Here is a 14570-nt window from a genome sequence, read left to right as displayed (position 1 = left end):
ATTACAATATCGGCAATAGCAATAAACCCAGCTGACCAGTTATCATCGTATTGGACTTTATTGAATAGAGTTCATCCTGGTAAGTCCCCAACAGCAGACCAAACACGAGTTGATTACGTGATCTATATCACTGTATAAATAAACAGTGCATGTAACATAAACAATCAGGCACAACAAGAATCAATACCACTGGAGAATACCATGAATAAAAATATCGTTAGCTGGTTTGAAATTTATGTTACTGATATGCCCCGAGCAAAGAAGTTCTATGAGGCAGTATTCAACACGCAGTTAGAAAAACTGGAAACCGAGGGCATGGAATACCTGATGTTCCCTTACCAGGAAGGTGGGGAAGGGTCTGGCGGCGCACTGGTTAAAATGGCTGGTGTGCCAGTTGGAGCGGGCGGCACCATGGTTTATCTGTCATGTGAGGATTGCGCCGAAGAAGAAAGCCGCATTGTGCCAAACGGCGGTGAAATCCTGAAAGAAAAATTTGCCATCGGCGAACATGGTTTTATTTCCATCGCCAAAGATAGTGAAGGCAACGTGATTGGTCTGCACTCCATGAAATAATGCCATCTGGCTATAACAATACGCAAATGATGCCCCTCACCCTAGCCCTCTCCCAGAGGGAGAGGGGATCAGATCGAGTTCATTGATTGCTCTGCATAATCCCCTACCTTGCTTCTTCTTACCCCCTGGTGTGGTTCTGAAAATTCGGCGACATACCAGGGATAAGGGAACGTTCGTGTTTTCTGAGATTATCTATTTACTTCTAAAAGAGCCGTTCGAGTTCATTGATTGCTCTGCATAATCCTCTACCTTGCTTCTTCTTACCCCCTGGGGTGGTTCTGAAAGTTCAGCGACACACCAGGGATAAGGGAGCGATCGAGTTTTCTGAGATTATCTATTTACTTCCAAAAGAGCTGGGGCTATCGGCTCCCTCTCCCTGTGGGAGAGGGTTGGGGTGAGGGGATTAACCAAATAGCGACATTTATTACCCCCTCCTCTGTAGCTTATTAATAAATTTGACAAAAAGTAACTTTTATCATTTATTGAATGCCGCTGATCGCTCAGCCACACCCGCCGTCAAATCAGATATAAAAACTGACTGAGGCCGATAAAAACTATTTTTTATTTCACCAGGAAGGGAATATGCCGCTACATTTACGCCATTTAGTCTTGATACCGATATTAACGTTGGTGGCTTGCCATCAACCCACTGCTACCAACCCCACTCATTCCCTCACCGCTACGGTTAAAAGTTCACCGACGGTGGTAAGCAATGCCCGGTTGGAAATCTCACAAAGCGCGCTGGAATATAACACCCACAAAATTCAGCAACTGTTGGGCGATAAAACGACCCTTTGCGCCATTTTGAAAGGGGATGCCTATGGGCACGACCTTTCGCTGGTAGCACCGGTGATGATCAAGAATCACGTTCAGTGCATTGGCGTGGCCAGTAATCAAGAGCTGCAAACCGTGCGCGAACTCGGCTTTAAAGGCCGCCTGATGCGCGTGCGCAATGCTACAGAAGCAGAGATGCGCCAGGCTACTGACTATGACACCGAAGAGCTGATCGGTAATCTGGAAATGGCGAAGCGCCTGGATGCCATTGCCGCTCAGCAGGGCAAAACCCTACGTTTCCATTTGGCATTGAACTCTGGCGGCATGTCACGTAACGGTCTGGAAGTCGGCGATCGCGCCGGATTGGCAGAAACCAAGGCTATCTCAGTACTACCCCATCTGAAAATGGTCGGCATCATGTCCCACTATCCTGAGGAAGATGCGGCAGCGGTGCGCAAGGATCTCGCCCGCTTCAAGGTTCAATCTCAGCAGGTGCTAGACATTACCGGGATCAAACGCAGCGACGTGACCTTACACGTTGCCAATACCTTCGCTACCCTCACCGTGCCGGAGTCCTGGCTTGATATGGTGCGCGTTGGCGGGGTGTTTTATGGCGATACCATTGCCAGTAACGACTATAAACGCGTGATGACCTTCAAGTCATCCATCGCGGCGCTCAACCATTACCCTAAAGGCAATACCGTCGGTTACGATCGCACCTACACGCTGAAACGTGATTCGGTGTTGGCCAATATCCCGGTGGGCTATGCAGACGGCTATCGCCGAGTGTTCAGCAATGCCGGTCATGTACTGATCCAGGGGCAACGGGTGCCGGTGGTGGGTAAAACCTCGATGAACACCGTAATGGTGGATGTGACCGATGTGAAAGGCGTCATTCCTGGTGATGAGGTGGTGTTCTTCGGCAAGCAGGGTAATGCCGAAATTACTGCAACCGAAGTCGAAGACATCAGCGGGGCGTTGTTTACCGAGATGTCGATCCTGTGGGGCGCGACCAATAAGCGGGTATTGGTAGATTAATTAACGTCCTAGGCAACGGCTTACGCCGTTGCCTAGGGGAAATCTATGCATACTGTCCGTTGCGAATTTAGTAGCACGCTTACTCGTCGAAGAACCAGTACCCCTGATTAACCAGTCCGGTTAACTCGGCAACGAACGCCGGGTTTTGCAGCGCGCTACCCAGTTCTTTTTTGCCAACCAGGGTGTAACGGCATAGGGCATCGGCGGCTTTAGGCTCGACGGTATCCAAGCGTTCGCTGTTGATAAAGAAGTTACCTCCCACCTCCAGCACTCTTAAGCCACTCAGGCGGGTCAGGACGGCACCGTCCATCAACGCTTCGATAACCTCATCCTGCTCGTAAGGCGGTTGCGCTGGGGCGATATCCAACTCGTGGCGTGGCGTGGTCACGAAGCGGCCAAACCACTGTTTGAAATCTTCCGGCTGATTAATCATCTCGGCCATCATGCTGCGCAGGCGATCAAGCTCATATTCTTCAACCCGGCCAGGGTGTTCCCGGCAGGTTAAATCAGGATCGCTGTAGTGCTCTCCCCCGAGATCGTTTTCCAGCGCATAGTCCGCAAAGCTGCTGATGAGGTCCCTGCCGTTAGGGCCACGGAAGCCAACGGAGTAGTTAAGCGCGGTTTGGTGGGTAAAGCCGTCGTGCGGGAAGCCCGGCGGAATATACAAGATATCGCCCGGTTCCAGATCTTCATCGATAATCGGCTCGAAAGGTTCCACGTGCAGCAGCGCCGGATGCGGGCAAAACTGCTTCAACGGCAGTTTGTCACCGACACGCCAGCGGCGGCTCCCCATCCCCTGAATGATGAATACGTCGTACTGATCGATATGTGGCCCTACGCCGCCGCCAGGTACCGAGAAGGAGATCATCAGATCGTCCAACCGCCAATCCGGTAACACGCGGAACGGGGTCACCAACTCCGCTGACGGGGCATGCCAATGGTTAACCGCCTGGGCCAGCAGCGACCAACCGGTTTCTCCCAGGTTATCAAAATGCTCGAACGGCCCGTGGCTGGCCTGCCATTGGCCATTGGTTTGGCTGACCAGACGGCTGTCTACCTCAACCTCCATCGCCAGACCGGCCAACTCGTCCGGCGTGATCGGATCGATAAAGTTCGGGAAGGCATTTTTTAATACCACAGGTTGTTTTTGCCAGTATTTTTCTAAAAATTCGGGCCAGTTAAGATTCAGTTGATAAGCCATGGGTCTACACCAGTGAGAAGACAAACGGGCCTGATTATAAAGAGGCTGACAACGGTGCCGCCTTGTCATTGGTCAATGACTGGGCGTTCAATCAGGCGAAAATAATGACCCTCTCCCAAAGGGAGAGGGTTGGAGTCCGGTGCAGGAAGCAATTTGCAGCATGTTTCGCCCCCCTTAAACGAAAAAAGCAGATTGAAGTGGGTTATTACCCACCGCAACCTGCCTGGTGATTCAGTGCTTGGTCAAATAATGATTAATGCACTTGCTTATCATCGACAAAAATATGGTGCGCGGAGCGTGCACGCGGGTGGATAAAGAAGTGCCCTTCTGGCGCAGAATCCGTGCTTACAGGCACCAGCTTGAGGTTGGTCGCCTTCAAGCGTTTATCATGCAGCGCATAGATAATGAACGGGATAGCCACAACCACCAGGAAACACACCACCAGCATAGTCACATACATATGGTTGGCTTCTACCCCGGCCAGACCTGAAGGCGGGAAGAACGAAACCACAAAGGCAACCGCAGAGATCAGCAAACCAATAGTAGCCACGGCAAGCTTGACCATTTTGCCCCCCGGAATATTGAAGACACGTTCGTTTTCCGGCTGTTTGCGTACCAGTTTGATGTAGCCCAGGAACAGCAGGAAATAGCTGCACAGGTAGATCACCACGGTCAACGCCAGCGCAATCAGGAAGGACATGTTATTGCCGCCCCCGGTGTTGGTCAGGACAATCAGCGCAATCGAGGTAATCACCAACTGAGAAATCACCAGTACGACCGGCACACCATTCTTGTTCATTTTGGCAAAGCGAGCAGGCAAGATCCCTTGTTGTGCGGTAACCAGCATGCCGCGAGACGGCCCAACAATCCAGGCGGCGATTTCTGCCAGCACGCCCAACAGCAGCAGTGCGGCAATGACGCGAACAGCCCATTCAAACTGCGGACCGAAGTGCGAGATCAACACGCTGAAGGTTTGCATTACCCCCGCAGAAAGGTTGATTTCACCATGTGGGATCACCGCTGCGATAGAAAGCCCGCCGACAGAGCTTAAACAAATGGCCGCAACCATCAGCAACAGCATGGCAAGCGGGTAATCCCGGCCTGGGTTTTTCATCTCGTTGACGTGAGTCGCCGAGGCTTCAACGCCCATATAGCTCAGGATAAACGCCACGAACACCACCAGCGTGCCCATTTGGGTAAAGTCTGGGAAGAAGGTAGAGGCGTTCATTTCGATGGCCAACGGCGCACCAGAATGCAGATAGCTGACGGACAGGATCACCAGGACAGCCGCCGGTAACAGGATGCCGGCAAAGAAACCAATCTTGGCAATGCGCGCGGTGTTTTTGGTGCCACCGAACTGGGTGAAAGCCAATCCCCACAAGATAATCAATGCAGCGACGGTTTTAACGATCGGGTCTTCGTTCAGTTCAGGCCACTTGAGGATATAAGACAGCGCCCCCAGCACAAAATAGAGCATAGGGATAAAACCTATGGCAATTTGCAGATAGCCAAAAGAGATGGCGGCAAAGCCCCATTTCTCACCCAGAGTTTTAGACACCCAGGTGAATACCCCGCCTTCCTGCCACCCCTTTACGGTCGCCATCTCGGCCGCGCATAGACCGACGGGAATAAACCATAAGAACCCGCCTAACAACAGGAAGAAGATCAGAGAAAAACCCGAGGTTGCAAAGGTCGGATATTCATAAACCGCCATCACCATAGATGCGGTAATAGCAAAAAAGCCTAACAACGTTAATTGTTTTGGAGCGGCGCTTTTTTCTGTGCTCGCCATAACGATTCTCCTGCAGGAAGAGGTTACTCTTCCCAGCGAATATTGGTGGGGAAAAAAGCGGGGCTGGCATCAACGCCGCCCCGAAATAATAAAGCCGTGGCCTTAGCCGTGATTGAACCCGCTGCCTTGTTGCGCAGACACTGGGTTGATGACAGGGTGATTCTCGAATTCAACCAGCGCCCTTTTGATATCTTCGATCAGCAAGCAACCGAGGTCGTAGCTCACGCCGTGACGTACCAGGATGCGTTGAATAACCAGATCTTCACGGTGTGTCGGCATCGAATAGGCCGGAACCTGCCAACCGCGAGCGCGCAGTTTTTCCGCCAGATCGTAAAGGGTATAACCACCTATCGCCGCACCGTCTTTCAGTTTCCACGCCAGCGCCGGGATGCCTTTATCGCTGTCACCATCAAACAGGATTTCAAACGGCCCTAACTTGCCAATCTCGGCCGCCAAATGCTGAGCCGTGGCGTAGCATGCGCTGTGGATTTTGGCGTAGCCTTCGCGGCCAAGGCGCAGGAAGTTGTAATACTGCGCAACGATCTGGCCACCGGGGCGTGAGAAGTTCAGTGCGAAGGTTGGCATGTTGCCACCAAGATAGTTGACGTTGAAAATCAGCTCTTCGGGCAAATCAGCCGCTTCACGCCATACTACCCAGCCAGCACCCAACGGCGCCAAACCAAATTTATGACCGGATGAGTTAATGGATTTCACCCGTGGCAGACGGAAGTCCCACTCCAGTTCTGGCGAGCAGAATGGAGCCAGGAAAGCACCGCTGGCACCATCGATGTGCATCGGAATATCCAGACCGGTTTCCTGCTGCAAGCGATCCAGCGCATCACTGACCTCTTTCACCGGCTCGTACTGGCAGGTGAACGTCACGCCCAGCGTTGGCACGACACCGATGGTGTTTTCGTCAACGCGCTTGAGCACTTCTTCCGCGTTCATGATCAGACGATCGCCTTCCAGCGGGATTTCACGCAGCTCTACGTCAAAGTAACGAGCAAACTTGTGCCAGCAGATCTGCACCGGGCCACAAATCAGGTTCGGTTTATCGCTAGGCAACCCCTGCTCGGCACGCTTTTTGCGCCACTGCCATTTCAGCGCCAGCCCACCCAGCATGGCGGCTTCTGAGGAACCAATAGTTGAACAGCCAAGGGTGCTTTCCGGCGTTGGCGAATTCCACAGGTCGGCCAGCATTCTGACGCAGCGGGCTTCAATTTCGGCCGTTTGCGGATATTCGTCTTTATCGATCATGTTCTTGTCGATAGACAGATCCATCAGTTCGCGAATTTCGTCATCCACCCAGGTCTGGCAAAATGTCGCCAGGTTTTGGCGGGAATTACCGTCCAGCATCAGCTCATCGCGGATGGCATTAAAGACGTTACGTGGATTGCGCTCGGTAATGGGGAAGGTTGACTTAGGTAATTCACCCGCCAAATCTACTGACGCGTAAACATCATCATTTTCATTATAAGCCGGGGTGTTATTTGCCTTATTCATAATAATAACCTTTTAATATAGACCTATTAATCAAGAATTAAATTCGCGATATCAGGCAGCATAAATAGCGTTATTATTTGAACGCTACGTTCGCCACAAAACTTGATAAGGATATTAAAACAGGACTCATAACGAAGATATCAGAGCGATTGGTAAATACTGTAGGCGCGGGACTACACCCGTAGGCTTGTATCAAGGGGCGCAGCATGTAGCGCCCCTTGGGTATGAATATATCTATGGGCGGGAAAATGCCTCAATGGCTGCATTCAGCCCCTGCAGCAACTGTTCCAGCTCGCGCATGCCCTCTTCGATCACCGCGTCATGCTGTTGTGTCGCCAGCGCATTTTCCAGTTCTTCGCTAAGCAGATGTAATGACGTGGCGCCCAGCAGTTGAGCCGTACCATTAATGCGGTGTAAATGGCTTTGCAGAGTTGGCCAGTCCTGAGAGTGGAGTGCCTTTCTCGCCGCCAGCAAATCTTGGTCATTTTCCAGGCGCGACTGTTCAAGCATCTGGCGCATCAGGGCGTTGTCACCCAGGCTGAGTGCCTGCAGCGTAGCCATATCGATAAACTCGCTGAGTGGATCGGCCTGCGAAGGTCCTGTCACAGCTTGCAATGCCGCTTCCAACTTCGGTAAATCTACTGGCTTAAACAGGCACCGGTTCATGCCCATCGCCAGGCAGCGCTCTTTCTCTTCGGCCTGTGCGTTGGCGGTTAGCCCCCAGATAATGATGTCCTGATTGAACTCACGTACCCGGCGGGTCAGCGTTTTGCCATCCATATTAGGCATGTTGAGATCGGTTATGAGCAGATCGTACGGATTGGCCTCGATCAAGGCCAGGGCCTCCACACCATCAATAGCCTCATCGACCCGATAGCCAAACGTAGCCAACTGACGACGCAGCAACAGCCGGTTCGTGGGGTGATCGTCAGCAATCACAATTCTCAGCGCTTTTGGGCCACTGACGAGCGATTTCGGTGTGAATGAAATGGCGGCAACTTTTTCCAGATCCGCAACCGCAGTGGTGAGCGTCACCGTCATGGTAGTGCCCCTGCCCGGCTGGCTGGCCATGTCTATGGTACCAGCCATGCGTTCAACCAACTCACGACAGATCGTCAGACCCAATCCCGATCCGGTCTGTTGTTTGCCCCACTTGGTCTGACTAAAGGGCTTGAACAGATGTTGCTGCTCCTGCGGGCTAATGCCCGCCCCGCTATCTTTCACGCTAAGCGTCAGGCGAGTTTGATCGGCGCTCTGTGCGTGCGTTTGCGCTATCACCTCGATCCCTCCCTCAACGGTAAATTTGATGGCGTTACTGAGGAGATTGGCCAGCACCTGTTTCACCGCCTGCGGGTCGAGCCATAACGCCTGCGTTTTTTCAAGGCGGTAATCGACCGACAACCGCAGGTTTTTCAGCGTGGCCACCCCTTCAAAACTACTGACCGTCGTAGCTACCAACGAGGCCAGATCCACCCACTCTGGTGCCAGCTCAAAGTTGCCAGACTCAATTTTTTCCATATCCAGCACATCGCCAATCAGGCCGAGTAGTGACTGAGCGGTGGAATAAGCCAGCTGAATAGATTCCTTCTCTGCTGCCGGACTTTGGCTATGGGTGGTCAGTAGCTCAAGGAACCCCATAATCGCACTCACCGGCGTACGGATCTCATGGCTCATGCTGGCAAGGAAAGTGCTCTTGGCCCGATTGGCATCAATGGCCTTGTCTTTCTCCACCTGCAACGCCTCCATCAGTTGCCTGGATTCGGTAATGTCCTGCCAGCCGCAAATCAGCGTAGGCGGTGTGTTGGCGGGTAGTTGGCACAGCGTTAACCAGTGCAAAATCAGGCGCTCTTCCGTGCCATTATTCAGCACCAGTTGATGAGGGATAACCTGGTTGACTTGCAGCCCTTGCTGGATATCGGGTTGAAGCGCTGCGAAAATGTCTGCTAGAGGATGACGGCGATCGAACAATGAATGATGCATCGCGGCATGTAACTCGGGGGTGAAGAAGGCCCCGAAGGCGCTGTTGTAGCTTTCGAGTTCACCTTCCACCGAAATAACGTACACCGGCACGGGGATCGAGTTGAATAAGGTCTGGCGGAAACCGAGCTGATACTCAAGCGCAGCCTGTGCCTCTTTGCTTTTACGGATGGCCCGCAGCAGATAGGCTCCCCACAGCAAACTGCTGACAACCAGCAGCGTAGCCAGAACGATCACCAGGTAAAAAGGCCGGTTATAGAGGTTCCAGGTATCAATTTTCACTTCGGGGGTTTTTACCCACTTCCCGGCCAAATTCATCAGCTCTTTGGGGGGAATATCGTCGATGGCCTTATTTAGAATGCTTTGTAACTCTTGCGAGCCACGTGGAATGGCAAAGGAGATCTGGGCGGTGCGCTCGTCAGGAATACGGAAATAACTCAACCGATTGGGATAATAGTGATCGATGATGTAACGCGAGGCGAGCTGTGTGGACACCACCGCTTCTATTTCCCCCCGATCCAGCATGCTCAGCGCCGCGCCAGTGTTCTCTACCTCGACCCATTGCACACCCGGATATTTGGCTTTTAGCTTTTCCAATAACGTATGGTAGGCCGGAATAGCCACTTTCATGCCCGGCTTCAACGTTTCGATCTGCTTGGCCGCGACGCGGGTGACGATCACAAAAGGAGTAGCCAAAAACGGATGAGTAAAGGCAGCCTGCTCTTCCCGCTCAGGGCTGTACGTGGCCGAGGACAGGATATCCCACTCGCCGCTACGTATAATGCTGGCCATCTCTTCATTGGAATTGGCAATCACCGGCTCAAAGGTCAAACCGGTTTGCAGCTGGATCAGATTGAGGATATCGCCAACTATTCCGCGTATTTCCTGGTTTTCATCCACCATGCTGAACGGGGCATAATAGGGATTAATCACTACGCGCAACTTGCGGTGTTTTTCCAGCCAGCGAGTTTCCTGTGCGGTAAAAGCCAGGTCTTTGGTTAAAAAGGTGAGGTTACCCATATCAATCCAGGACTGAGCAATCTGGCTGTGCTGAGGTTCGGTCAGTGAACTGATAAATCTGTCGACAATGTTGACCAATTGCCGCTGACTATCGAGCGCAATAAGCACGTCGCCGCTTTGCGGTGCTCGCCAGAACTTCACCATTCCCAGCGTCTGGTAGAAATCGCGCGCGATAATAAAACTGGTGGTGATGTTATTGCCGAGAAAGTAGTCACTCTGATGACTGGCAACCGAAGCCAACGCCTGATACTCATCGGCAAAAGAAATGACGCTGGCATTAGGAAATGCCTGTTTAATAAATGATTCTGGGGGAAAATCCCGGGTGATCGCTATCTTGAGCTTGTCGCTATTATCATGAAACGGCTTCATCACCTCGGCAAGCCGCGTCACCAGGGTTGGATAGCCTTGCACCAGCGGCAAGCTGGCAATAAAGGGAGCCTTTTGCGGGCTAATCCTACCGGGTGTGCTGAGGACAAGATCGACGCGGCCCGCAAGAAGTGCCGCCAATCCCTGTTGCTCATCGGCATAGAGTTTGACGTTCACATTGATATTGAGAGCCTTTCCCAACAGCGCAAGATAATCCGCATTCATTCCCCAATAGCGTCCGGTGACGCTATTCATAGTCAACGGTTGGGATTCAACACCATACACCGCAACGGTAAGACTGTGCTTTTGCGCCAGCCAGATAAAGTCGTCATGGCCTAAGTAGATGGCCGGAGGCGTGGCCAGGTGGTTACCCGCCAGCGCTAACGTGATCGGCCCGTTGCTCACTGCCTGCGCAGGCAGCATCAGAAACAGTAAAACCAGCCAAAACCCCAGTACCCGTTTTAGCATGCACTCACCCAATTTTATTACGGTTGGCGAAAGCAAACAGATCGGCCAACGAGCTACAGCCGAGCTTCTCCATTAAACGACTTTTATAGGTGCTGACCGTTTTATTGCTGATAAACATCGCCGCCGCAATCTGCATATTATCTGCACCGCTGAGGAGGGAACGCATCACCTTGATCTCCTGACTGGAGAGCGATCCCAGCATTTCCTGTTCCGAAGAAAGACTGCCGACAAAGCCGTTCAGTGAGAAAGGAAAATAGCTGTAGCCATGCTGGGCAGCATGCACCGCGGCGATGATATTGGTCATACCCTCTTTTTTACTAATAAAGGCATTGGCCCCGGCATCTGCACTACGCTTGCCGTAGAACAGATCGTTTTTGGCGGAGACCACGATAATGATTTGGCTGAACTGCTGCTTTCTGAGCTTTTCAACCACCTCAATGCCGCTCATGATGGGAATGTCGACGTCGACAATCACCACGTCTGGCTGATGCTGCGCCACCTGTAGCAGCGCCTCTGCCCCGTCCCCTGCCTCACCAATGACGCTAATGCCTTCACTTTCCAGCAGGTTCTTGATCGCCATACGAGCCAATGGATGGTCGTCAACAATTACGGCGCTCAAAGACTTGGTTTTACTCATTGTCGTTTCCTGGTCATATAAAAAACACGGGCAGCGTTTGTCAACGATGTTTCTTCGCTTACGAAATATCTTAAGGATTTCAAGCTATCTACGAGCTTATAGCATAACCCTGTTTATAGTTCTAATTCGCTGTTGTCCCCTCACCCCAACACTCCCAAAGGGAGAGGGCGCTGTACGGAGTCGAAATCAGGTGTAGAAGTCAATCTGTGGCATATTCAGCCCTCTCTCCCTGTTCCTGTACTTGCGGGGTGGACTTCACGTGTAGGACGCTGCCTGCAACGATTTCCGATGTCTCTGCTGTGTTACGGCAACGCCCGCTTTTATAATCACTACGAACTTTCAGCGTTTCTTCCCGTAGGCCTATGCCGCTTTAAGCTGAAGGTGATTAACCAAGCCATTCAATGAATAAATTACGCGCTGAGCTTATTGCCCACAGCAGCGTAATGGTTTGCTATTGCTCCTAAAACAGACAAGCAAGGGTTTTCCATGCCACATTTACCGCAGCCAGACAGTAACCCGGTGAAAACACCATTAGAAAAAAGAAAGCAATGGCTGCTCATTTTTCTAATGGTGATTGTTATTGCGGCTATGGCCAGTGCAACCTGGTGGTATTTCAATTCGCGCAATGTGCAAAGCACCGATGATGCCTATGTAATGGGCAACCAAGTCACTATTTCTTCGCAGGTTAACGGCAGCGTGGTCAGCGTGAATTACACCAATACCGATTTAGTCCAGCAAGGGGATGTCTTGGTCAATTTAGATGATACCGATGCCAACCTCAACTTTAAAAAAGTCAAAAATAAGCTGGCGGAAACGGTCAGAAAAACCAAACAGATCTATGTCAACGACGCACAATATAACGCCAATATTGCCCAGGCTAAAATCGCTTATCAGCAAGCGCAGGCCGATTATCAGCGTCGTACCCAATTGATGGGAGCGGGGGCCTTTTCAAAAGAAGACCTGCAACATGCACGTAATGCCGTTAGCAGCAGCAAAGCGGCGCTGGACGTCGCTATCGAGCAATATCGCAGCAATCGTACCCTGATCCAGAACTCCACGCTTGAACAGCAGCCGGCCATCCTGTTGGCGGCAGAACAAATGCGCGAAGCCTGGCTCGCGCTACAGCGCACCAAAATTCGCAGCCCGGTGACCGGCTATGTTGCTCAACGCAATGTGCAGGTGGGCGAAACGCTGAGCGCTGGCCAGGCCTTATTATCCATCGTCCCGGCCGATCAACTGTGGATTGACGCCAACTTCAAGGAAACCCAGCTCAGCGGCGTGCGCATTGGGCAAAAGGTTAGCGTGGTGAGCGATCTGTATGGCAGCAATGTGGTGTTCGACGGCGTGGTTGAAGGGATCAATATGGGGACCGGCGGCGCGTTCTCGGTACTGCCCGCGCAGAATGCCACCGGTAACTGGATCAAAGTGGTTCAACGCCTGCCGGTGCGTATTACCCTGGATGCAGAACAGCTCAAGGCATACCCACTGCGGATTGGCTTATCCACCACGGTGACCTTGCGCGAAAACAATACCAATGGCCCTGCCCTATCTACCACCCAACGCCAGAAACCGGCTTACCAAAGCCAGGCGCTGGTGCTCGATACCTCCAGTATCGACCAGGAAATCCAAGACATCATCAAAGCCAATGCGATGTGACTTATGAGCAACAACACACTGCTGCCGTTAAAAGGCTGGTCATTGATCCTGGTGACGCTGTCGCTATCGATGGCGACCTTTATGCAGATGTTGGATTCCACCATCTCCAACGTCGCCATTCCCACCATTTCCGGGTTCCTGGGTGCCTCTACGGACGAAGGAACCTGGGTGATTACCTCGTTTGGCGTCGCCAATGCGATCTCCATCCCGATAACCGGGCGTCTGGCGCAACGGTTCGGCGAGCGTAAGCTGTTTTTAGCTTCGGTGACATTGTTTGCACTGGCGTCGCTATGCTGCGGGTTCTCCACCAATCTCGATATGCTGATCTTTTTCCGCGTCATTCAGGGATTGGTCGCAGGCCCGTTGATCCCACTATCGCAAAGCCTGCTGCTGCGTAACTACCCGCCGGAGAAGCGTAATATCGCGCTGGCGCTGTGGTCGATGACGGTGATTATCGCCCCGATCTTTGGCCCGATTATTGGTGGCTATATTTGCGATAACTACGACTGGGGCTGGATATTTTTAATCAACGTTCCATTCGGTATCATCGTCGTTGCCATTACCGCATGGATACTGAAAGGAAGAGAAACACCCACCGAGCCGGTAAAAATCAACCTGTTCGCCCTGAGCCTGCTGGTGCTAGGTGTGGGTAGCCTGCAAATCATGTTGGATAAAGGCAAAGACCTCGATTGGTTTAGCTCTACCACCGTGATTGTGCTGGCCGTGATTGCCGTGGTCGCGCTGATTTTGCTGATTATCTGGGAAGCCACCAACGATAACCCGATCATCGATCTGAGCCTGTTCCGCTCACGTAACTTCAGCATCGGCGTCCTGTGTATCAGTTGCGCGTATCTGATTTATGCCGGGGCAATTGTGCTGATGCCGCAGCTGCTACAGACGGTGTTTGATTACACCTCGGTATGGGCAGGGCTGGCCTATGCCCCCATCGGGCTGATGCCGCTGCTGATCGCGCCATTGATTGGCCGCTACGGCGATCGTGTTGATATGAGGGTATTGGTGACCTTTAGCTTTATCGTGTATGCCGGTTGCTACTACTGGCGTGCGATGACGTTTAATCCGGCGATTGATTTTACTGCCGTGGTGCTGCCGCAGCTGATGCAAGGCTTCGCCGTGGCATGCTTCTTCCTGCCGCTGACCACCATTTCATTGTCAGGGCTCGCACCAGAAAAATTCGCTGCGGCCACCAGCCTGAGCAACTTTTTCCGGACGTTATCTGGCTCGATCGGCACGTCACTCACCATGACCCTGTGGAGCCACCGGGAGTCATTTCACCATGCGCAGCTGACGCAGTCAGTGACGCAATTCAACCCCGCTGCGATCAACCTGGATCACCATCTGCAAAATCTGGGGTTCAATCAGCAGCAAGCCGCGACCTATATCAACGATCAAATTACCCAACAGAGCCTGCTGATGTCGGCCAACGATATTTTCTATCTCTCTGCCGGGGTGTTCCTGATGCTGACCCTACTGGTGTGGTTCGCCAAACCCCCGTTTAATACGACAAAGACGGGGTGATAAACGGGAAAATAGAGAGGCGCTGACGC

At 52.2% G+C, this 14570-nt stretch carries 9 protein-coding genes; 4 read left to right on the top strand and 5 right to left on the bottom strand.

All coding sequences use genetic code 11. The features are described 5' to 3' along the window. The first annotated feature begins 201 nt into the window (after positions 1-201). Positions 202-573, top strand: a complete 372-nt coding sequence (locus tag A6U95_RS06240) for a VOC family protein (RefSeq protein WP_065683874.1) — start codon at positions 202-204, stop codon at positions 571-573. Positions 574-1155: 582 nt separating this feature from the next. After that, the gene (alr, locus tag A6U95_RS06235) at positions 1156-2385 is read left to right on the top strand and encodes an alanine racemase (RefSeq protein ID WP_065683873.1); all 1230 of its coding nucleotides are present in this window, start codon (positions 1156-1158) and stop codon (positions 2383-2385) included. Positions 2386-2464: 79 nt separating this feature from the next. Here the strand turns inward: alr and A6U95_RS06230 are convergent, their stop codons facing one another. The 5 genes from A6U95_RS06230 to evgA form a co-directional block, all read right to left on the bottom strand. Further along, positions 2465-3586, bottom strand: a complete 1122-nt coding sequence (locus tag A6U95_RS06230) for a cupin domain-containing protein (RefSeq protein WP_065683872.1) — start codon at positions 3584-3586, stop codon at positions 2465-2467. Between the two features lie 253 nt (positions 3587-3839). Then, on the bottom strand, positions 3840-5378 hold the full coding sequence (gadC, locus tag A6U95_RS06225) for a glutamate:gamma-aminobutyrate antiporter (RefSeq protein ID WP_065683871.1): 1539 nt from the start codon (positions 5376-5378) through the stop codon (positions 3840-3842). A gap of 102 nt (positions 5379-5480) precedes the next feature. Next, a complete protein-coding gene (locus A6U95_RS06220; protein ID WP_065683870.1) occupies positions 5481-6881 on the bottom strand; it encodes a glutamate decarboxylase in 1401 nt (466 codons plus the stop codon). Between the two features lie 234 nt (positions 6882-7115). Further along, positions 7116-10712, bottom strand: a complete 3597-nt coding sequence (locus A6U95_RS06215; RefSeq protein ID WP_065683869.1) for a transporter substrate-binding domain-containing protein — start codon at positions 10710-10712, stop codon at positions 7116-7118. Between the two features lie 4 nt (positions 10713-10716). Next, positions 10717-11331, bottom strand: coding sequence for an acid-sensing system DNA-binding response regulator EvgA (gene evgA, locus A6U95_RS06210; RefSeq protein ID WP_065683933.1), 615 nt, complete (start codon positions 11329-11331; stop codon positions 10717-10719). A gap of 504 nt (positions 11332-11835) precedes the next feature. Here evgA and A6U95_RS06205 point away from each other — a divergent pair. Next, positions 11836-13005, top strand: a complete 1170-nt coding sequence (locus A6U95_RS06205) for an EmrA/EmrK family multidrug efflux transporter periplasmic adaptor subunit (RefSeq protein WP_065683868.1) — start codon at positions 11836-11838, stop codon at positions 13003-13005. Between the two features lie 3 nt (positions 13006-13008). After that, positions 13009-14541 (top strand): DHA2 family efflux MFS transporter permease subunit, encoded by a 1533-nt coding sequence (locus A6U95_RS06200; protein ID WP_065683867.1) that lies wholly within the window; start codon positions 13009-13011, stop codon positions 14539-14541. The last annotated feature ends 29 nt before the right edge of the window (positions 14542-14570 follow it).

The sequence above is a fragment of the Serratia sp. 14-2641 genome, from assembly GCF_001692375.1.
GTDB classification, from domain to species: Bacteria; Pseudomonadota; Gammaproteobacteria; order Enterobacterales; family Enterobacteriaceae; genus Chania; species Chania fonticola_C.
This window is presented reverse-complemented; position numbering and strand designations above follow the sequence as displayed.